The following is a 20,075-nucleotide window of genomic DNA, read 5'->3' as shown; positions in this document are numbered from 1 at the left end:
CCCCAATCAGCCGGTCTTCCTATCATGCAAACCCTGTCGCAATCGGAACCGCCGCCATGCTTCGACTGACAATCGCGCTGACACTGATCCTGTCCGGCCCCGCCCTGCTCGCCGCCGATGACGGGACCGGACAACGACCGCCCGCCGACGACGGCCTCGCCACCGCCACCTTCGCGGCCGGTTGCTTCTGGTGCGTCGAGGAGGCCTTCGACAAGGTCGGGGGCGTGGTGGAGACGACTTCGGGCTTCACCGGTGGCGACGTCGCCGATCCCGGCTACGAACGGGTCTCCGCCGGGGGCACCGGCCATACCGAGGCGCTGCGGGTACGCTACGACCCGGCGGCGGTGACCTACGAGACCCTGCTGGACACCTTCTGGCACAACGTCGACCCGACCGACGACGGCGGCCAGTTCTGCGATCGCGGCAGCCAGTACCGCAGCGGCATTTTCGTGCACGACGAGCGCCAACGCCGGCTGGCCGAGGCGTCGCGGAAGGCGTTACGCCAGGATCCGGACGCCCCCTCGCCCATCGTCACGCCCATCGAGGACGCGGGGCCCTTCTACCCGGCCGAGGAATACCACCAGGATTACCACGAAAAGAACCCGATCCGGTACCACGTGTACAAGAAGCTGTGCGGCCGCGCGGCGAGGCTGGAAGAGCTCTGGGGCGACCGTTAGACGGCGTTCGTCCAGGACTCGCGCCGACCCCGGGACGATCCAGGGCCAATCCGCGTCAATCCCGGCGCATCGGCGGATCGGACGAGGCGCGCACGGCGGCCGCCAGCAGGGAACCGGAGATGTTGTGCCACACGGAGAACAGCGCCCCCGGCAGCGCCGCGGCGGCGCTGAAATACTGGGTCGCCAGTGCCACCGCCAGGCCCGAGTTCTGCATCCCCACCTCGATCGCGACCGTCCGGGCCACGACGGGGTCGCGGACCAGGAAACGGGCCGAAGCATAGCCCGCGGCGAGCCCGCCCAGATTGTGCAGGATCACCGCGGCCGCCACCGCCGGCCCCAGGGCGGCGATGCTGTCCCGGTTCAGGCCCACGATGATCGCGATGACCAGGACGATCGCCGCGACCGAGAGCAGCGGCAGCCAGGCGCGTGCCGGCGCCAGATACCGGCCGGCCAGGGTGTTCAGGACCACGCCCGCCGCCACCGGTGCCAGGACGATGCTGGCGATGCTCACGAACATATCCACGGCCGGCACCGGCACGACACGACCGGCGTACAGCCAGGTCAGCAGCGGCGTCGCGCCCACCGCGAGGATCGTCGACACGGCCGTCATGGTGATGGACAGCGCGACGTCGCCGCGGGCCAGGTAGCAGATCACGTTGGAGGCGGTGCCGCCCGAGACCGAGCCGACCAGGATCAGGCCCACCGTCAGGTCCGGCGGCAAATCCAGCACGCGGGCGATCGCCCAGGCCAGGGCCGGCATCAGCAGGAACTGCAGGGCCACGCCCAGCGCCACCGGCAGCGGCCGGCGCAGGGCGCGACCGAAATCGGCCGGTGTCAGGGTCGCGCCCATGCCGAACATGATCACCACCAGCAGCGGCACGATCAGGTCGCGGCCGGCCGCGAACGGCGCCGGGAAGACATAGGCCGCCGCCGAGAGCAGCAGGGCCCAGACCGGGAAGAGCGTCGTCGCGACGGACACCGCGCTCATGTCGATGCCGACACCAAATCGAGCGCCTTGTGCGCGGCGGCGCCCAGGTCCCGGGCGTACACGAGCCGGCCGTGTCGCGGCCGGATGCCGGCCCGCCGGAACGGCCGCACGAGTTCGGGCGACAGGCCGGCCACGACCACGCCGACCCGGTCGTGCCCCAACTGGTCGAGCAGGGAGCGCAATGCCATCAGTCCGGTGATATCCACCATGGACACGCCGCTCATGTCGATGATGACCACGCGCACATTCTTGTCGAGCCGATGCATAATCTTGACCGCCTTCTCGGCGGCGCCGAAGAACAGCGGACCGTTGATGTCGTAGACCGCCACTTCAGGCGGCAGATGGGCCAGGCGCTCGTGACTCTGGGTGCTGACCAGTTGCGTGCCGGTCAGCTCGGTCGCGCGCCGGATGAACAGCGCCCCCGCCAGGGCCACGCCGACCCCCACCGCCAGCACCATGTCGAACAGCACGGTGAGCCCGAAGCACACCAGCAGCACCAGGACGTCGCTGCGCGGCGCGATGCGCAACAGCCGCGCGAAATGCGGCGCATCGCTCATGTTCCAGGCCACCATGATCAGGATCGCGGCCAGCACCGACATCGGCACGTGGGCCAGCAACGGCGTCAGGAACAGCAACACCGCCATGATGGTGGCGGCGTGCACGACCGCGGACACCGGGGAGCGGCCGCCGGCGCGGATATTGGCGGCGGTGCGCGCGATCGCCGCGGTGGCGGGGATGCCGCCGAACAGCGGCGCCGCGATATTGCCGAGCCCCTGTCCGAGCAACTCGGTATTGGGGTTGTGCCGGGTGCCGGCGATGCCGTCGGCGACGACGGCGCACAGCAGCGATTCGATCGCGCCCAGTATCGCGATCGCCAGGGCCGGACCGATCAACTCCCGGATCAATCCGAAGCTCAACACCAACGGCTCGCCGTCGGGCCCGGGCAGATGCCAGGGCAGCACGGGCATGGGCGGGCTGGGCGGAATGCCGTGGCCAGTCACGCCGTCGAGCTCGTAGGTGAACCGGGAGCCGATGGTCTCGACACCGAAGCCCGGCACCAACTGACCGGCGAGCCAGGCGGCCGCGCTGCCGGCGATCAACGCCATCAGATAGCCGGGCAACGGGATGCGTAGCCGCGGCCACAGGATCAACAGACCCAGGGCGAAGCCGCCCACCGCGAAATCGGCCCAGTCGACGGCCGGCAACGCGCCGGCCAGGACCACGACCTTGTCCAGGTAATGCCCCTCCAGCTCGCCGACGGGCAGGCCCAGCAGATCCTTGAGCTGGAGGGTGGCGATCACCACGCCGATCCCGGCGGTGAAGCCCACGGTCACCGGATAGGGGATGTACTCGATCAGGCGCCCCGCGCGGGCCAACCCCAGCGCGACCAGGATACCGCCGGCCATCAGGGTCGCCAGCAACAACCCGCCCAGGCCGTAGTCGTGCACGATCGGCAGCAGGATCACGACGAAGGCGGCGGTGGGCCCCGAGATATTGACCCGCGAGCCGCCGGCCAGACCGATCACCACGCTGGCGACGATCGCGGTGTAGAGACCGTGCTGCGGCGGCACGCCGGTGGCGATCGCCAGGGCCATGGCCAACGGAATCGCCACGACGCCCACGGTGATGCCGGCCAGGAAGTCGGCCCGGGCCTCCACGGCGCCGTAACCCGCGCGCCAGGCTTCCCTCAGCGCGCTGCCCGGTCGCGGCGCGTCATCCTCGAAGGCTTTGTCAGTCATCGCACCCACCCGGCGCCAGGACCCGAATACCGGCTCGCTCCAGCAAGCCGGCGGTCTCGAACAACGGCAGCCCCATCACGGCGGAGTAGCTACCCTCGATGCGGCGGACGAACACCGCGCCCAGCCCCTGGATGCCATAGGCACCGGCCTTGTCGTCGCATTCGCCGGTGGCCCAGTAGGCCTCGGCCTCGCCCGGCGCGATGTCGCGCATGGTGACGCGGGTCGTGACCAGAACGGTCTCGGTGTCGCCGGCATGGGCGAGCGCGACACCGGTATGGACCTCGTGGGTCCGGCCCGACAGGCGTGCCAGCATCGCCAACGCCTCGGCACGGTCGGCGGGCTTGCCCAGGGCCTCGTCGCCGAGCGCGACGACCGTATCCGAGCCGAGCACCGGCAACGCGGCATCGGCAACGCCGGCACGGGCCTTGGCGACGGCCAGGCGTTGCGCGAGCGCCGCCGGCGACTCGTCGGGCAGCGGCGCCTCGTCGACATCCACGGGCCGGCGCTCGAAGGGCAGGCCGATCTGGCGCAGCAACTCGGCGCGCCGCGGCGAGGCGGAGGCCAGGATCAACTGTGGAGCCGGGGCCGACATATCCGCCTCAGGTCAGCAGCGGTGCCAGGTGCCGCGCCGGATCCGGATCCGCCAGCCAGCGCCGGAACTCGTCGGCCAGACGCTCGCCTTCAGCGGCGCAGGCGCGCCAGTCGCGGATGCGTTCGGCATCGCGCCCGTCGTAGCGCAAGAAATCCTTGCGATCGGGGATGCGCCCCTGGGGCAGCCGCGCCAGGAATCGCCGGCTGGGACCGACCAGGACGGTGTTGGTCGCATGGCGGGGACGCTGACGCCACGGCAGGAACTTGTCGAACCAGCCGGGGATGAGGCGGTCGGCGAAATGCGGCATCAGCACCAGACCGTCGTCCACCAACGGCTGGTCGATATGGTAATCGACGATGCCGCCGTCGCGGTAGACGCCCGGTGGCGCGCCGGCGGGGTCGCGGGCACCGGCCATGTGCAGCGGGATGCTGCCGCTGGCGTAGACCGCGTCGCGGACATTGTCGGCGGTCAGCGCCACCCGCCGGGTGGGGATCCATTCGCCCGCCAGGCGCAGCGCCGCCACTTCCGGGTGCTGGAACAGCACCCGCTCGTAGGCGAGCCCCAGCGCGCGGCGCGAGACGAGATTGGCACCGCCCGCCAGCCCCGAGCCCAGCGCCTGGATGCCGCGGCGTTCGCTGCCGCCGGGGCCGCGGGCACGAACCGTGACGGCCGTCAGGCGACGGCTGGGATGGGCGGCGACGCCGGCGGCGCTCTCCGGCGGCAGGACGCGGTCCAGGATCGAGCGGGTAACCGACGTGATCTCCTCGCGGCCGGCCCCCGTGCTGTAACGCTGCTCGATATAGGCCTCCTCCAGCCGCGTGATCGCGGCCGCCGGGTCGCGCCCGTCGCAGGCGGCGGTGAAGCGCCAGGTGCCGATGGAGGCGCCCACGAGGTCGACCGGCTGGTCGCCCAGCCATTCCCCGAAAAGGAATCGGTCGAGATGCGGCAGGATCAGCCACTTGGGGCCGCCGGCGGCCCCGGCGACGGCGCGGATGGCCCCGCGTTCCAGGCCGTCCCGGCGGATGCGCGCCAAGGCCGCCGGCCCGGCGCGCAGCGTCAGCGACTCGTATCCGCTCAAAAGTGGCTCGCGTTGAGCAGGAAATGGACCACGATGCTGGCGGCATACCCCAGGGCGATCGCCCAACTCCACTTGAGATGGGCGAAGAAGGTGTAGATGCCCCGGGCCTGACCCATCACGGCCACGCCCGCCGCCGAGCCGATCGACAGCAGCGACCCGCCGACGCCGGCCGTCAACGTCACCAGCAGCCATTGGCCGTGGCTCATGTCGGGCAGCATGGTCAGCACCGCATACATCACCGGGATATTGTCGACCACGGCGGAGGCGACCCCCACCAGGACGTTGGCCGGCGTGGCGCCGAGATCCAGGTACAGGGCCTGGGAAAGCAACGCCAGATAACCCAGCGTGCCCAGACCGCCGACGCAGAGGATGATGCCGTAGAAGAACAGCAGGGTATCCCACTCGGCCCGCTCGACCTGCCGGAATATGTCGAACGGCTTCCGGCCGTCGCGCCACTCGGACACCTCCAGCACGGCGTCGGCCTCGCGATCCCGGTAGCCGAGGATGGTGCGCTCGCGATGCTGGAGGTAGTAGCCGAACAACTTGAGGAGGCCGAGGCCGGTCATCATGCCGAGTACCGGCGGCAGGTGCAGGAGGGTATGGGCGGAGACCGCGAGCGCAATGGTGACACCGAACAGGAACATCACGCGGAAAGCACCCTTTCGCAGCACCACGGCCTCGTCCAACGGCGCGGGCTTGGCGCGCGGCACGGCCCACATCAGGCACAGGGCCGGCACCAGCCAGTTGACCAGCGAGGGCACGAACAGCACGAAGAACTCGGTGAAATCGACCACGCCCTTTTGCCAGACCATCAGGGTCGTGATGTCGCCGAACGGGGAGAACGCGCCGCCGGCGTTCGCGGCCACCACGATATTGATGCAGGCGGGCACCACGAACTTGATCTGGCTGCCGCCCACGGCCAGGACCACCGCGGACAGCAGCAGCGCCGTCGTCATGTTGTCCGCCACCGGCGATATGAAGAAGGCCAGCACGCCGGTAACCCAGAAGATCGTGCGCAGCGAGAAACCGCGGGTGACCAGCCAGCCGCGCAGGGCATCGAACAGCCCGCGCTCCTGCATGGTGTTGATGTAGGTCATCGCCGCGAGCAGGAACAGCATCAGTTCCGCGAACTCCAGCAGGCTGTGCCGGATCGCCACGGAGGCGCTGTGGGTATCGCCCATGCGCATGAACGCCAGCGCGATCAGCATCCAGATCAAGCCGGCGGCCACGATCACCGGCTTGGACTTCGACAGGTGGATCTTGTCCTCCGCGATCACCAGGGCATAGGCGATGACGAAGATCGCCACGCAGGCATAACCGACCCAGTGCGTGGTGAAGGATGTCTCGGTGAGGGCCGTGGCGGCACTCGCGGTGAAGGGGAGGAACAGCAGCAGGCAGAGGGCTGGGATCTGACGCAGGGGCATTCCGGCTTCCGGGGTGGGATGGCTCGGCCGCCGGCGAGCCGCCGGCGGAATGAACGCGCTTGGGCGCGCGTATTGTACCCGATGCGCGGCGACTTAATACCGATCGGCCGACAACCCTATAGAATACCGGGCCGCCGCTCACCGGAGACGATATCGTGTCCTCGAATTTCGACCGCGACACCGCAGTGACCGACCTCGGCGACGGCCGCTATGGCGCCGGGATAAGCGACCGCTGGAACATCCAGGACGTGCCCAACGGCGGCTACCTGATGGCGGTCGCGGCGCGCGCGCTGCGCGAACGGCTGCCCCATCCGGACCCGTTCACCATCACCGGCCATTTCTTCAATCCGATCGCGCCCGGGTCGGTGGAGATCGAAACCGACATCCTCAAGTCGGGCAAGACCCTCAGTTACGCCGAGGCCCGGGTACGCCAGGCGGACGCGGAGCGCCTGCGGATCACGGCCGCGTACGGCGATCTCGACGCCCGCCGCGGCCTCGATCACGGCACCGAGGGGCCGCCCTCGATACCGGCCATCGAGGACTGCGTGCCGGCGAAAATCCCGCTGCGTTTCTTCGAGAGTGTCGACGTGGCCTTCAATCCCGATACCGCCGACTGGCTGCGGGGCGAGAATTCGGAGGCATGCGAACTGTCCGGCTGGGCCCGTTTCGCCGACGGTCGCGAGCCGGACATCCTTTCCCTGATCCTGTTCGCCGACGGCTTCCCGCCGCCGATCTTCCGCAAGACCGGCCCGGTCGCCTGGGTGCCGACGGTCGAGCTGACCGTGCAGATACGGGCCCGCCCGTGTCCCGGTCCGCTGCGCTGCCGCTTCCGGACCCGCTTCGTCACCGGCGGCTTCGCCGAGGAGGACGGCGAGATATGGGATACCGAGGGGCGTCTGGTGGCACTCTCCCGCCAACTGGAAACCATACGCCTGCCGTCGGACCGGCGCTGATATCCCGCGCGGCCGCCGCCGCCCGACGCTTGCCCCGCGTCGGCGGCATGGCGCACAGTGACGGCACGGTCGCACCGCAGGTACCGGATATGACTCTGCCGCGCGTTCCCGTCACGGCGCTGGCGTGCCTGCTGGCACTCGCCGCGGCCACCCCCGCGCTCGCCGCCGACAGTTCGTTGCGCGGCACGCTCCTGGTGGCCGAACGGCAACTGTCCGGAACCGCCTTCGCCCGCGCGGTGATCCTGGTTCTCGAACACGACGACGGCGGCGCCCTCGGCCTGGTGCTCAACCGACCGAGCGATGCGACCCTCGCGGACGCCCTGCCGAACCGGGCCGACGAGTTGGCATACGACTACCCGGTGCATCTCGGCGGCCCGGTCCGCATGCAAGGCCTCGCCCTGCTTGCCCGTACCGAGGGCAACGAGCACGGCTCGCGCCGGATCCTGCCCGAGGTCGTCTACACCCACGCACAGGCGGCGTTCGACGCGATCCTGGCCTCCTCCCCCGATCCCGACGCCGTGCGGATCTTCGCCGGCCATGCCGGCTGGGCGCCGGGCCAGTTGGAAAACGAGATACGGCGTGGCGACTGGCTGATCGTGCCCGCCAAAGCCAACCATATCTTCGAGGACAACGACGACGACCTGTGGCAACGACTGCAAGAGCAGGCCGCCGGCAGCGCAAAAGGAGGGCCGCTCCACTCGATCTAATCCGGTCGGAGCACCGGGATGGCGCGTCCGACATTGCAAACGGAAAAGGGTTCTTATATAAAGAAACGGGCATCGCACGCCCACTTCAAGGACGACACCCGACAAACGCAAGGGAGTGCATGATGAGAAAACTGGCCCTCACGGCCGCCACGGCCGTTCTCTGGCCGTTCGCCACGAACGCCGCACCCGATTACAGCTACCTCCAGGCCGACTGGATCGCCGACGGCGAAGCCGAGACCGAGCTTGTCTCGGGCGATCACGATTACGACGGCTGGGCTGTCGAGATAGCCGTCGCACTGGGCGACCACCTGTTTTTCAGAAGCGCCTACGAGAACCTTTCCGTGGACGACTTCGGAGGCGCTCGGACACTTTCCACCGGTCTGGGCATGCACTATGCAATCGGCAACCCGGATACCGGACTCGACCTATACGGGCTGTTGACCCACGAGAACCTGGAGACAAACGGCGACTCGGGGGACGGCTACGGCGTAACCGCGGGCGCCCGCTGGCAGATCATGCCGCAGTGGGAGCTCAACCCCTCGATCGGATACGTGGATTACGGCGATATCGACAGCTTGAACGGGGACACCTCCGGGATGCGCTACGGGATCCGCAGCGTGTACGCCGTGAACGATCTCCTGTCCGTCAACCTCGGCTACCGCATGACCGAGCTGGACAGCGACGGTCAGGACATCGATCTCAAGAACGAGCTACGGCTCGGTCTGCGAATCGACGTCGAATAACCCCCGGCAGACGGCTCCGTCCCCGTCACGCAGGGGGCGGAGCACGTCCGGCGCCGCAGCCGACCGGCCCGCGAACGCAGCCACGGTGACGATCCATGCCCGATTCCAAGTCAGGCCACTTCGTGTCGGCCGTCATGAACCAGTACGGCAATCTGAAGGCCGCCTTCGAACATGCCATCCGCGTCGCGATGCATGAAACGCACGTCCGCTCCCGAAAGGCCCCCGAGGAGCCCGACTACGTGGCCATGCTCACGCTGGAAAGCGCCCCCTATATCGCCGCGGCGTTGCGCTATGCGATCGCACACCTGAACTACGCCGCGGCGGTCTCCTCGGTCTACTGCCACCAGAGCCCCATCGTCCGGCACGACGAGAACGGCCAGGATCAAGTCTGCGAATTGGGCGATATCCTTTTCGTCCATTTCCACACGGGTCCGGATTGCTCCGTCTTGCGGCGCAACGCCCTTTTGCTGCAAGCCAAGACACTCTCCCGCGACTCGCTGGCCCTCACCGGACGGGACCGGGCGCAGTTCGAGTTGTACCGCTTCTGGCCGACCTTCCGTTACGAACGAAGCGGCCCGCGTCTGAACGGTCAACAACGGGACGTACGCCCCAAGAACTGGCATCCCGGCGCCCAGTATCTGCTGATCAACGACAGCCGGATCAGCGGCCTGTCGGGATCGCTGGGCATCCCGGGGAGCTGGTGCATGGCCGTCTGGCCGCCCACGTCGCGACTCTATGCCCGCGACTCGTTCGCGGACATACTCGTGCGCTTCCTGGTGGGCGCCAACGGACGCCCCTTCACCGGGCTCGGAGAGGACGCAACGGACGGCTGGAGTCAGCTCGTCTGGGACCTGATCGAGCGCGCCGAGACCTTTCTGTTCAACCGCCGCAACATCGGTGTCGAACACCAGACCCGGGCCGGCGGCGACCACGTCGGCCCTCTCAATTACGTGCTGTCGGAGGGCATCATCCCCGCGTTCTCGGACGACCCGGCGCGTATCGCCAATCGCATCCGGACCCAAATAAGCCGCCTGGCCAACGACGGCGAAGATGAGCCGCCCACAGGAGACGCAGAACCCGACGAGGGCGACGAGGACGGCGGCGTCTCCGTTGTCCTGATCGAGACTCGCGAAGCCGAATCGGACGACGAGGTAGGCTAGTGACCGATCAGCCGGATCATGGTCACAGAGCGCCAGACCAATCAAAAACCCTGCTGGAATCAGGCGAAGAAAGCACCGCTTTCGCCCTCGCGAGCGCCGCGCGCTTATTGCGCGCGGCCGGAGACCGGTAATAAAAACACACGCCAGACCAAATAAAAAGCCCCATGCGTATGCATGGGGCTTTTCAAGTTAGGAGCCTGGCGGTGACCTACTCTCGCACGGGGAGAGCCCCGCACTACCATCGGCGCTGAGCGGTTTCACTTCCGAGTTCGGAATGGGTTCGGGTGGTTCCCGCTCGCTATGGCCGCCAGGCAAATCGGCGCGAGGAACGCATGCGACAACAGATGGACCGTCGTCACGGCGATGATAGCTATCACCGCCCCTCGAATTCGAAAGATCGCGACCGAACACGAACACGCTGTCGGGTCGAGAGCGCTTGAGTGTTATATGGCCAAGCCTCACGGGCAATTAGTACCGGTTAGCTGAACACGTTACCGTGCTTACACACCCGGCCTATCAACGTCCTAGTCTCGGACGGCCCTACAGGGACCTCAAGGGTCCAGCGAGATCTCATCTTGGGGTGGGCTTCCCGCTTAGATGCTTTCAGCGGTTATCCCTTCCGTACGTAGCTACCCGGCAATGCCACTGGCGTGACAACCGGAACACCAGAGGTACGTCCATCCCGGTCCTCTCGTACTAAGGACAGATCCCCTCAAATCTCGAACGCCCACGGCAGATAGGGACCGAACTGTCTCACGACGTTCTAAACCCAGCTCGCGTACCACTTTAAATGGCGAACAGCCATACCCTTGGGACCTGCTTCAGCCCCAGGATGTGATGAGCCGACATCGAGGTGCCAAACTCCTCCGTCGATGTGGACTCTTGGGAGGAATCAGCCTGTTATCCCCGGAGTACCTTTTATCCGTTGAGCGATGGCCCTTCCATACAGAACCACCGGATCACTAAGACCAGCTTTCGCTCCTGCTCGACCCGTCGGTCTCACAGTCAAGCACCCTTATGCCTTTGCACTCAATGCGCGATTTCCGACCGCGCTGAGGGTACCTTTGCACTCCTCCGTTACTCTTTGGGAGGAGACCGCCCCAGTCAAACTACCCACCATACACTGTCCCTGACCCGGATAACGGGCCTAGGTTAGAACTCCGAACATTCCAGGGTGGTATTTCAAGGTTGGCTCCACCACCGCTGGCGCGGTGGCTTCGAAGCCTCCCACCTATCCTACACAGGAATGCTCAAAATCCAGTGTAAAGCTGTAGTAAAGGTTCACGGGGTCTTTCCGTCTTGCCGCGGGAACACTGCATCTTCACAGCGATTTCGATTTCACTGAGTCTCGGGTGGAGACAGTGTGGCCATCGTTACGCCATTCGTGCAGGTCGGAACTTACCCGACAAGGAATTTCGCTACCTTAGGACCGTTATAGTTACGGCCGCCGTTTACCGGGGCTTCGATCAAGAGCTTCGCCCGAGGGCTAACCCCATCACTTAACCTTCCGGCACCGGGCAGGCGTCACACCCTATACATCCTCTTACGAGTTAGCAGAGTGCTGTGTTTTTAGTAAACAGTCGCAGCCACCTGGTCACTTCGGCCCAGCCCAGCTCCGGACGCGAGGTCCTTCACCAGACCGGGCGCACCTTCTCCCGAAGTTACGGTGCCATTTTGCCGAGTTCCTTCACCCGAGTTGTCTCATACGCCTTGGGATTCTCACCCCGCCCACCTGTGTCGGTTTGGGGTACGGTCCCGCATGACCTGAAGCTTAGAGGTTTTTCCTGGAAGCATGGTATCGGCCACTTCGCCCCCTTGGGGGCTCGTCATCACGTCTCGGCATTGACCTCCCGGATTTGCCTAAGAGGTCTGCCTACACGCTTGAACCGGGACAACCAACGCCCGGCTGACCTAACCTTCTCCGTCACCCCATCGCAGTCATGCGAGGTACGGGAATATTAACCCGTTTTCCATCGGCTACGCCTTTCGGCCTCGCCTTAGGAGCCGACTCACCCTGCGCCGAATAGCGTTGCGCAGGAACCCTTGGGCTTTCGGCGGGCCGGTTTTTCACCGGCCTTATCGTTACTCACGTCAGCATTCGCACTTCCGATACCTCCAGCATGCCTCACGACACACCTTCAGCGGCGTACGGAACGCTCCTCTACCACGCGTGCAAAGCACGCGTCCGCAGCTTCGGTACATGGCTTTAGCCCCGTTATATCTTCCGCGCAAGCCGACTAGACCAGTGAGCTATTACGCTTTCTTTAAAGGATGGCTGCTTCTAAGCCAACCTCCTGGCTGTCTGTGCCTTCTCACATCGTTTGCCACTTAGCCATGATTTGGGGACCTTAGCTGGCGGTCTGGGTTGTTTCCCTCTCCACGACGGATGTTAGCACTCGCCGTGTGTCTCCCGTGATTGCACTTGTCGGTATTCGGAGTTTGCCTCGGTTTGGTAAAGTCTTGTGACCCCCCTAGCCGAAACAGTGCTCTACCCCCGACAGTGATACACGAGGCGCTACCTAAATAGCTTTCGAGGAGAACCAGCTATCTCCGGGCTTGATTAGCCTTTCACTCCGACCCACAGCTCATCCCCTAATTTTTCAACATTAGTGGGTTCGCGCCTTCAGTCGGTGTTACCCGACCTTCACGCTGGCCATGGGTAGATCGCCCGGTTTCGGGTCTACTCCCAGCAACTAAGTCGCCCTGTTCAGACTCGGTTTCCCTGCGCCTCCCCTACACGGTTAGGCTTGCTACTGAGAAGTAAGTCGCTGACCCATTATACAAAAGGTACGCAGTCACCCCCGAAGGGGCTCCCACTGCTTGTACGCATACGGTTTCAGGTTCTATTTCACTCCCCTCTCCGGGGTTCTTTTCGCCTTTCCCTCACGGTACTGGTTCACTATCGGTCGGCAGGGAGTATTTAGCCTTGGAGGATGGTCCCCCCATGTTCAGACAGGGTTTCACGTGCCCCGCCCTACTCGATTTCACCTCGAATGCCTTTTCGTGTACCGGGCTGTCACCGTCTATGGCCAGACTTTCCAGACTGTTCCACTAAGACAATCGAGGCTTAAGGGCTAGTCCCCGTTCGCTCGCCGCTACTAAGGGAATCTCGGTTGATTTCTTTTCCTCCGGGTACTTAGATGTTTCAGTTCCCCGGGTTAGCCTCCGCAGCCTATGGATTCAGCTACGGATACCGCCGAAGCGGTGGGTTTCCCCATTCGGACATCCCCGGATCAAAGCTTGTTTGCCAGCTCCCCGAGGCTTATCGCAGGCTTCCACGTCCTTCATCGCCTCCTGCCGCCTAGGCATCCGCCGTATGCGCTTCGTTGCTTGACCATATAACCTCAAACGCTCTCGGCTGCGTGCTTTACGCTGATACTGCGTTGGCTCAATCGCTCTGTCGGTCACGTAGCGTTGCTACGCTCCCTCCATCACTCAATCGCCGCCTTGTCTCAGCGCAAATCACTTGCCGAGAGTGCCCTTGATCATACGGCACTCGCAACACTCTAATAACCTAGACAATTACTGTGTTCTACAGTGTTCGATTGCGATCTTCCGAATTGTTAAAGAGCGTGGCTTTGATCGACAAAGCCCACAGGAAACGTCTGCGCATGCAGGCGCTTTCTCTGGGCTTTGCGACCCGGACCGGCTGGTGGAGCCAGGCGGGATCGAACCGCCGACCCCCTGCTTGCAAAGCAGGTGCTCTCCCAGCTGAGCTATGGCCCCGTTTTTCGTGACCCGTGATTGGTGATTCGTGATCTGTCTTCATCAATCACGAGCCACTGATCACAAATCACTGATAAGTGGTGGGCCTGGGAAGATTTGAACTTCCGACCTCACCCTTATCAGGGGTGCGCTCTGACCAGCTGAGCTACAGGCCCAAGGGTTGCTCTACGACAGACAAGTGACTTGTGTGGATGCTCCGCCGGCAGGCTCAAGCATTCTCTTAAAGGAGGTGATCCAGCCGCAGGTTCCCCTACGGCTACCTTGTTACGACTTCACCCCAGTCATCGACCACACCGTGGACGGCGCCCTCCCGAAGGTTAGGCTACCGGCTTCTGGTGCAGCCGACTTCCATGGTGTGACGGGCGGTGTGTACAAGGCCCGGGAACGTATTCACCGTGGCATTGCTGATCCACGATTACTAGCGATTCCGACTTCATGCAGTCGAGTTGCAGACTGCAATCCGGACTACGACAAGCTTTATGGGATTAGCTACACCTCGCGGCTTCGCAACCCTTTGTACTTGCCATTGTAGCACGTGTGTAGCCCTGCCCATAAGGGCCATGATGACTTGACGTCATCCCCACCTTCCTCCGGTTTGTCACCGGCAGTCTCCTTAGAGTGCCCAGCCGAACTGCTGGCAACTAAGGATAGGGGTTGCGCTCGTTGCGGGACTTAACCCAACATCTCACGACACGAGCTGACGACAGCCATGCAGCACCTGTCAATGTCCAGCCGAACTGAAAACCCTGTCTCCAGGGTCGCGACATGATGTCAAGGGCAGGTAAGGTTCTTCGCGTTGCATCGAATTAAACCACATGCTCCACCGCTTGTGCGGGCCCCCGTCAATTCCTTTGAGTTTCAACCTTGCGGCCGTACTCCCCAGGCGGAGAACTTAACGCGTTAGCTGCGACACTGATCCGCTATGCAGACCAACGTCTAGTTCTCATCGTTTACGGCGTGGACTACCAGGGTATCTAATCCTGTTCGCTACCCACGCTTTCGTGCCTCAGCGTCAGTGTTGGCCCAGAAGACTGCCTTCGCCATCGGTGTTCCTCCACATATCTACGCATTTCACCGCTACACGTGGAATTCCGTCTTCCTCTACCACACTCGAGTCACGCAGTTTCGAATGCAATTCCCAGGTTGAGCCCGGGGCTTTCACATCCGACACACGCGACCGCCTACGCACGCTTTACGCCCAGTAATTCCGATTAACGCTTGCACCTTCCGTATTACCGCGGCTGCTGGCACGGAATTAGCCGGTGCTTATTCTGCAGGTACCGTCAAGACGCTCGGGGTATTAACCCGACGCTTTTCTTCCCTGCTTAAAGTGCTTTACAACCCTAGGGCCTTCTTCACACACGCGGCATGGCTGGATCAGGGTTTCCCCCATTGTCCAATATTCCCCACTGCTGCCTCCCGTAGGAGTCCGGGCCGTGTCTCAGTCCCGGTGTGGCTGATCATCCTCTCAGACCAGCTACTGATCGTCGCCTTGGTAGGCCGTTACCCCACCAACAAGCTAATCAGACGTAGGCTCATCCATCGGCGCGAAGCCCCGAAGGGTCCTCCGCTTTGCCTCGTAAGGATTATGCGGTATTAGCCCGAGTTTCCCCGGGTTATCCCCCACCGTTGGGCAGATTCCTACGCGTTACTCACCCGTCCGCCGCTCGACGCCCAGGAGCAAGCTCCTGTCGTTTCCGCTCGACTTGCATGTGTTAGGCCTGCCGCCAGCGTTCAATCTGAGCCAGGATCAAACTCTCCAGTTTATATCTACAAACTGGTGCACGATCCGAAGATCATGCGCGAGCGATTCCCAGCAAACACCTCGTAAGGCGTTACGCTTAGGATGCTCGTTGGGTCGTTGGCTTTCGCCAGGACCGACGGAGCACCCACACAAGCCACTTGTCCGTATTGTTAAAGAGCGTTTTGCGGGGCGGTGCCCCGCTGCGGAGGGCGTATTATAGGGGCCGTAATCAGGGTGTCAACAACTTTTTGCGAAGTTTTTTTCGCGAGCCCTGTCATGGCCGTCTATACGGCCTTCCCGGCCCGCCCGGCGTCCCCCGCCGACTGCGCTAACACTGGCCCGGATACTGCCCCGACCGGCCCTGTGACGAGGGCGCCGACCACCGACGCCCGCCGGCGGGACGCCGGGGCCGCTCCCGCCGTCTGCCTATACGACGGTGACGCGGGCGATGCGTCGCTTGCCCACCTGGACGATATAGGACGAGCCGGCCGCCAGGGTCTTGGTCGGGTCCTCGACCCGGTCCTGCTCCACGCGCACCGCCCCCTGCTTGACCAGCCGCATGCCTTCGCCGTTGCTCTTGGTCAGCCCGGCCGCCTTCAGCAACGCGGCGATCGGTATGCCCTCCGGGCCGGCCTCCACGGTCTCCTCCGGCATCTCGTCCGGCAGGGCGCCGCGCTGGAAACGCGCGACGAACGCCTCCTGTGCCTTACGGGCGGCGGCGTCGCCATGGAAACGGGCCACCAGTTCGCGCGCCAGACGGAACTTGATGTCCCGGGGGTTGGCGCCTTCCGCGACCTCGCGCTTGTAGCCCTCGATTGTGGCGATGGGCTCGAAGGACAGGAGCTGGAAGTAGCGCCACATGAGATCGTCGGAGATCGACATCAACTTGCCGAACTGCTCGTCCGGCGGCTCGTCGATGCCGACGTAGTTGTCCATCGACTTCGACATCTTGTTGACGCCGTCCAGCCCCTCGAGCAGCGGCATGGTCAGCACGAGCTGCGGGCGTTGCCCGTAGACGTGCTGTAAATGACGCCCCACCAGGAGGTTGAACTTCTGATCGGTGCCGCCGAGCTCGACGTCGGCCTCCAGGGCCACCGAGTCATACCCCTGTATCAACGGATACAGGAACTCGTGGATGGCGATCGCCTGGCCCGAGGTATACCGCTTGTGGAAGTCGTCGCGTTCCAGCATGCGGGCCACCGTGTGGCTGGCGGCAAGCTTGACGAAATCGGAGGGCGTCAGCTCGTTCACCCAGCGGGAGTTGAATTCCAGCCGGGTGCGGTCGGGGTCCAGCACCTTGTAGATCTGGGCCTCGTACGTGCGCGCGTTCTCCGTGACCTCCTCGGGCGTGAGCGGCTTGCGCGTCACGTTCTTGCCGGTGGGATCTCCGATCATCCCGGTGAAGTCCCCTATAAGGAAAATCACCTCGTGGCCGAAATCCTGGAAGGCGCGCATCTTGTTGAGCAGCACGGTATGCCCCAGGTGCAGGTCGGGCGCGGTGGGATCGAATCCGGCCTTGATCCGCAAGGGCCGGCCGTTCTTCTCGGCCTCGCGCCAGCGGGCCTCGAACTCCTCCTCCGGGATGAGTTCCTCGGCCCCGCGGCGTATCTCGGCTAGCTGGTCGCGCATGTTCGATTCGGTCCCGTCGTCTCCGCGCCGCCCGCGGGCGGCGCGCCGTTGGTTTCAGATACTACCCGCAAAATCCTTGCTAAATGCCCGATTTTGTGGTTCTTTAAGCGTCAGGGGCTCGCCGCGACGGCAATCGCCGGGCGCACCAGCAAGCGATCGCAGGAATCCCGCAGCCATGAGCAGGATAGGCAACGATTATATATGGCTCCAGGACAAGCCGTCGCCGCGCGGCGGCTGGCGCTGGGTCGGATTGGGACTCGCGGTGCCGCTGGTCGTCGGCGCGGTCAGCCTGACCGGGCCGGGCGGCACCGGCGTGGAAGCCGAACGCCGGGCGGCCCTGCTCACCGAGAGCATCCTGCTGCCGGACAGCCCCGCGAACGCGCCTCTCGCGGACGCCGGCGCGCCCAACGCCCAGACCGTGGCATCCCTCTCGGAGCGGTTCTCCGGCGCCGCCGCGTCGACGGACGGCACGAACTCGCCGGCCCGTGACTGGACCGAGGTCGATATCCAGCGGGGCGACACCCTGTCGCTGGCCTTCCAGCGTCACGGCCTGTCATACAAGGATTCGCTGGCCATCGCCCACCTGGACGAGCACGGCACGCGTTTCACGCGCGGCCTGCGGGCCGGCGACACCCTGCTCGTGGACGCCGATGACAGCGGCCATGTCCTGGCGCTGGACTATCCGCTGGATGCCATCCGCACCCTGGAAGTGCGTGCCTCCGAGAAAGGCGAGGGCTATACCGCCGAGATCGTGGCCGCCGACGTCGAGCATCGCACCGCCTATGCCTCCGGCCGCATCGATACCAGTTTCTACGTGGACGCGCTGGAGGCCGGCCTGTCGGACAAGCTGATCATGGACCTGGCCTATATCTTCGGCTGGGATATCGATTTCGTGCTCGACATCCGCGCCGGCGACCGCTTCGTGGTGGTCTACGACGAACTCTATCGCGACGGCGAAAAGATCGGCGACGGCAAGATTCTGGCCGCGGAATTCGTGAATCGGGGCCGCGAACTGCGCGCACTGCGCTACACCGACGCCGAGGGCCAGGGCGACTATTACGCGCCGGACGGCAAGGCGATGAAGAAGGCCTTCATCCGCACGCCGCTCGACCAGTTCCGGATCAGCTCGCACTTCAACCTGCGTCGCAAGCATCCCGTCCTCAATCGCATCCGGGCGCACGAGGGCACCGATTACGCCGCCCCCTCGGGGACGCCGATCAAGGCGACCGGCAACGGCCGCATCGTGTTCCGTGGTCGCCGCGGCGGTTACGGCAACGTGATCGAGATCAAGCACAGCTCGCGCTATACGACGCGTTACGCGCACATGTCGCGTTTCGCCTCGGGACTGGGCGTGGGCAGCCGGGTACAACAGGGTCAAGTCATCGGCTATGTCGGCATGAGCGGGCTGGCCACCGGACCGCACCTGCATTACGAATTCCGCGTGCACGGGCACCCCCGCAACCCGGAGACGGTGGACCTGCCGGAGGCCGAGCCACTGCCGGAGAAGCACATGGCCGATTTCCGGGAGCAGGCCCAGCCCCTGCTGGCGCAGCTCGACGCGCTCGGGCGCACCCAACTCGCGGCGCAGGACAGCGACGCCGAGAACGTCGAATAATCCGGAGCGCCCCAGAGCGGATCGGGGGAACGTCGCGCTTTCCTCGTCGGCATAGCACCCGTACCCTCCAGCCATGCTCTATATCGGTCTGATATCCGGGACCAGCATGGACGCGGTCGACGCCGCGCTGCTGGACTTGTCCGATCCCGAATCACCCCGCCTGACGGCAACGCACGCACAGCCGCCGGCGGACGATCTGCGCGCCGACCTGCTGGCGCTTTCCCAGGACGTCGCCGGCATCTCGCTCGCCAAGCTGGGCGAGCTCGACCAGCGCGTCGGACACTGGTTCGCGGACGCGGCGCTGGCCCTGCTGAAGGTCAGCGGCACGCCGGCCGCGGCCGTGCGCGGCATCGGCAGTCACGGCCAGACCGTGCACCATGCGCCGGATGCCCCACACCCTTTCAGCATGCAGATCGGCGACCCCGCCTTGATCGCGGCACGGACCGGCATCCCCACCGTCGGCCACCTGCGCGGCGGCGATATCGCCGCCGGCGGCCAGGGCGCGCCGCTGGTGCCGGCGTTCCACCAGTGGGTATTCCGGCATCCCGCGGAGAGACGCGCCATCCTGAATATCGGCGGCATCGCCAACCTCACCCTGCTACCCGCCCATGGCGACGACGAGGCCGCGGAGGTGCTCGGTTTCGATACCGGTCCCGGCAACGCGCTGCTCGACACCTGGGCCGTCGAGCACTTGGGCGAACCGCAGGACACCGACGGCCGCTGGGCCGCCTCCGGCGAAGTCCACGAAGGCTTGCTCAGCCTGATGCTCCAGGACCCCTATTTCTACCGGCCGCCGCCCAAGAGCACCGGCCGCGAGCACTTCCACCTGAACTGGCTCCACAACCGTCTGGCGAGCCTGGGACGCCCGCCCAATCCCGCGGATGTGCAGCGTACGTTGTGCGAACTCACGGCACGCACCGTGGCCACGGCGCTGGAGGAATACGGCGCCGGGGCCGAGCGGGTCCTGCTATGCGGCGGCGGCGCCCGCAACCCCGTGCTGCGCCGACGCCTGGAGGCCCTGCTGGCACCGCGCCCGGTCGCGGACACCGGCGACTACGGCGTGCCGCCGGACTGGGTGGAGGCGGCCGCCTTCGCCTGGCTGGCCATGCGGACACTGGCGGGCCGGCCCGGCAACCTGCCGTCGGTCACCGGCGCGCGCGAGGCGGTGGTCCTGGGCGGCGTTTACGATCCGAGGGGAAAGCTGAAAGGGGGGGATTGAAAGAGGGCAGCCCTCTTCCTTTCACCTTTACCTTATTCCGCCTCTATCCCTCGAACAGGGCAAGGCGGGCCGGGGCAAGGA

13 protein-coding genes, 2 tRNA genes and 3 rRNA genes are annotated in these 20,075 nt (G+C 65.1%); 7 read left to right on the top strand and 11 right to left on the bottom strand.

What is annotated here, in order from left to right; translation table 11 throughout:
- Nucleotides 1–56: 56 nt before the first annotated feature.
- On the top strand, nucleotides 57–677 hold the full coding sequence (gene msrA, locus PC39_RS02825) for a peptide-methionine (S)-S-oxide reductase MsrA (RefSeq protein ID WP_353251849.1): 621 nt from the start codon (nucleotides 57–59) through the stop codon (nucleotides 675–677).
- Between the two features lie 55 nt (nucleotides 678–732).
- Here msrA and PC39_RS02820 read toward each other — a convergent pair whose 3' ends face one another.
- From PC39_RS02820 to nhaD, 5 genes are read right to left on the bottom strand one after another with little or no spacing between them, the layout of a single operon-like run.
- A complete protein-coding gene (locus PC39_RS02820) occupies nucleotides 733–1,665 on the bottom strand; it encodes a bile acid:sodium symporter family protein (RefSeq protein WP_353251848.1) in 933 nt (310 codons plus the stop codon).
- On the bottom strand, nucleotides 1,662–3,404 hold the full coding sequence (gene dauA / locus PC39_RS02815) for a C4-dicarboxylic acid transporter DauA (RefSeq protein WP_353251847.1): 1,743 nt from the start codon (nucleotides 3,402–3,404) through the stop codon (nucleotides 1,662–1,664). Before dauA ends, PC39_RS02820 begins: the two co-directional genes overlap by 4 nt.
- The gene (locus PC39_RS02810) at nucleotides 3,397–3,996 is read right to left on the bottom strand and encodes a Maf family protein (protein ID WP_353251846.1); all 600 of its coding nucleotides are present in this window, start codon (nucleotides 3,994–3,996) and stop codon (nucleotides 3,397–3,399) included. The genes dauA and PC39_RS02810 overlap by 8 nt, the downstream gene beginning before the upstream one ends.
- Nucleotides 3,997–4,003: 7 nt before the next feature.
- Nucleotides 4,004–5,074 carry a patatin-like phospholipase family protein gene (locus PC39_RS02805; protein ID WP_353251845.1) on the bottom strand — a complete coding sequence of 357 codons (1,071 nt, stop codon included), beginning with the start codon at nucleotides 5,072–5,074 and terminating at the stop codon, nucleotides 4,004–4,006.
- Entirely contained in the window at nucleotides 5,071–6,498 is a 1,428-nt protein-coding gene (gene nhaD / locus PC39_RS02800) for a sodium:proton antiporter NhaD (protein ID WP_353251844.1), read from the bottom strand. Before nhaD ends, PC39_RS02805 begins: the two co-directional genes overlap by 4 nt.
- Before the next feature lie 155 nt (nucleotides 6,499–6,653).
- On the opposite strand from nhaD, the gene PC39_RS02795 reads away from it, so the two are divergent.
- The 4 genes from PC39_RS02795 to PC39_RS02780 all read left to right on the top strand — a co-directional run bounded on the left by PC39_RS02795 (nucleotide 6,654) and on the right by PC39_RS02780 (nucleotide 10,061).
- The gene (locus PC39_RS02795) at nucleotides 6,654–7,451 is read left to right on the top strand and encodes a thioesterase family protein (RefSeq protein ID WP_353251843.1); all 798 of its coding nucleotides are present in this window, start codon (nucleotides 6,654–6,656) and stop codon (nucleotides 7,449–7,451) included.
- Between the two features lie 89 nt (nucleotides 7,452–7,540).
- A complete protein-coding gene (locus tag PC39_RS02790) occupies nucleotides 7,541–8,158 on the top strand; it encodes a YqgE/AlgH family protein (protein WP_353251842.1) in 618 nt (205 codons plus the stop codon).
- A gap of 119 nt (nucleotides 8,159–8,277) precedes the next feature.
- Entirely contained in the window at nucleotides 8,278–8,901 is a 624-nt protein-coding gene (locus PC39_RS02785; RefSeq protein ID WP_353251841.1) for an opacity family porin, read from the top strand.
- Nucleotides 8,902–8,996: 95 nt separating this feature from the next.
- Nucleotides 8,997–10,061 (top strand): hypothetical protein, encoded by a 1,065-nt coding sequence (locus PC39_RS02780; RefSeq protein WP_353251840.1) that lies wholly within the window; start codon nucleotides 8,997–8,999, stop codon nucleotides 10,059–10,061.
- Between the two features lie 195 nt (nucleotides 10,062–10,256).
- Here PC39_RS02780 and rrf read toward each other — a convergent pair.
- The 6 genes from rrf to tyrS form a co-directional block, all read right to left on the bottom strand.
- Nucleotides 10,257–10,373 (bottom strand): 5S ribosomal RNA (rrf, locus tag PC39_RS02775).
- A gap of 135 nt (nucleotides 10,374–10,508) precedes the next feature.
- A 23S ribosomal RNA gene (locus PC39_RS02770) occupies nucleotides 10,509–13,397 on the bottom strand.
- Between the two features lie 314 nt (nucleotides 13,398–13,711).
- A tRNA-Ala gene (locus PC39_RS02765) sits at nucleotides 13,712–13,787 on the bottom strand.
- 78 nt (nucleotides 13,788–13,865) lie between these two features.
- Nucleotides 13,866–13,942, bottom strand: a tRNA-Ile gene (locus PC39_RS02760).
- A gap of 67 nt (nucleotides 13,943–14,009) precedes the next feature.
- Nucleotides 14,010–15,553: ribosomal RNA gene (locus tag PC39_RS02755) — 16S ribosomal RNA — on the bottom strand.
- Together the 16S, 23S and 5S rRNA genes with 2 tRNA genes alongside form the textbook arrangement of a ribosomal RNA operon.
- A gap of 404 nt (nucleotides 15,554–15,957) precedes the next feature.
- On the bottom strand, nucleotides 15,958–17,160 hold the full coding sequence (gene tyrS / locus PC39_RS02750; protein ID WP_353251839.1) for a tyrosine--tRNA ligase: 1,203 nt from the start codon (nucleotides 17,158–17,160) through the stop codon (nucleotides 15,958–15,960).
- A gap of 175 nt (nucleotides 17,161–17,335) precedes the next feature.
- Between tyrS and PC39_RS02745 the strand changes: the two genes are divergently transcribed.
- Together PC39_RS02745 and PC39_RS02740 are read left to right on the top strand one after the other, a co-directional pair.
- On the top strand, nucleotides 17,336–18,775 hold the full coding sequence (locus tag PC39_RS02745) for an OapA family protein (protein WP_353251838.1): 1,440 nt from the start codon (nucleotides 17,336–17,338) through the stop codon (nucleotides 18,773–18,775).
- Between the two features lie 73 nt (nucleotides 18,776–18,848).
- The gene (locus PC39_RS02740) at nucleotides 18,849–19,994 is read left to right on the top strand and encodes an anhydro-N-acetylmuramic acid kinase (RefSeq protein ID WP_353251837.1); all 1,146 of its coding nucleotides are present in this window, start codon (nucleotides 18,849–18,851) and stop codon (nucleotides 19,992–19,994) included.
- The last annotated feature ends 81 nt before the right edge of the window (nucleotides 19,995–20,075 follow it).

Source organism: Salinisphaera sp. PC39 (assembly GCF_040361335.1).
Classification (GTDB): Bacteria; Pseudomonadota; Gammaproteobacteria; order Nevskiales; family Salinisphaeraceae; genus APNM01.
This window is presented reverse-complemented; position numbering and strand designations above follow the sequence as displayed.

Coding starts and splice junctions, on each gene's coding strand:
- msrA (WP_353251849.1), top strand. CDS start 57: ATGCTTCGACTGACAATCGCGCTGACACTGATCCTGTCCGGCCCCGCC.
- PC39_RS02820 (WP_353251848.1), bottom strand. CDS start 1,665: ATGAGCGCGGTGTCCGTCGCGACGACGCTCTTCCCGGTCTGGGCCCTG.
- dauA (WP_353251847.1), bottom strand. CDS start 3,404: ATGACTGACAAAGCCTTCGAGGATGACGCGCCGCGACCGGGCAGCGCG.
- PC39_RS02810 (WP_353251846.1), bottom strand. CDS start 3,996: ATGTCGGCCCCGGCTCCACAGTTGATCCTGGCCTCCGCCTCGCCGCGG.
- nhaD (WP_353251844.1), bottom strand. CDS start 6,498: ATGCCCCTGCGTCAGATCCCAGCCCTCTGCCTGCTGCTGTTCCTCCCC.
- PC39_RS02790 (WP_353251842.1), top strand. CDS start 7,541: ATGACTCTGCCGCGCGTTCCCGTCACGGCGCTGGCGTGCCTGCTGGCA.
- PC39_RS02785 (WP_353251841.1), top strand. CDS start 8,278: ATGATGAGAAAACTGGCCCTCACGGCCGCCACGGCCGTTCTCTGGCCG.
- PC39_RS02780 (WP_353251840.1), top strand. CDS start 8,997: ATGCCCGATTCCAAGTCAGGCCACTTCGTGTCGGCCGTCATGAACCAG.
- tyrS (WP_353251839.1), bottom strand. CDS start 17,160: ATGCGCGACCAGCTAGCCGAGATACGCCGCGGGGCCGAGGAACTCATC.
- PC39_RS02745 (WP_353251838.1), top strand. CDS start 17,336: ATGAGCAGGATAGGCAACGATTATATATGGCTCCAGGACAAGCCGTCG.
- PC39_RS02740 (WP_353251837.1), top strand. CDS start 18,849: ATGCTCTATATCGGTCTGATATCCGGGACCAGCATGGACGCGGTCGAC.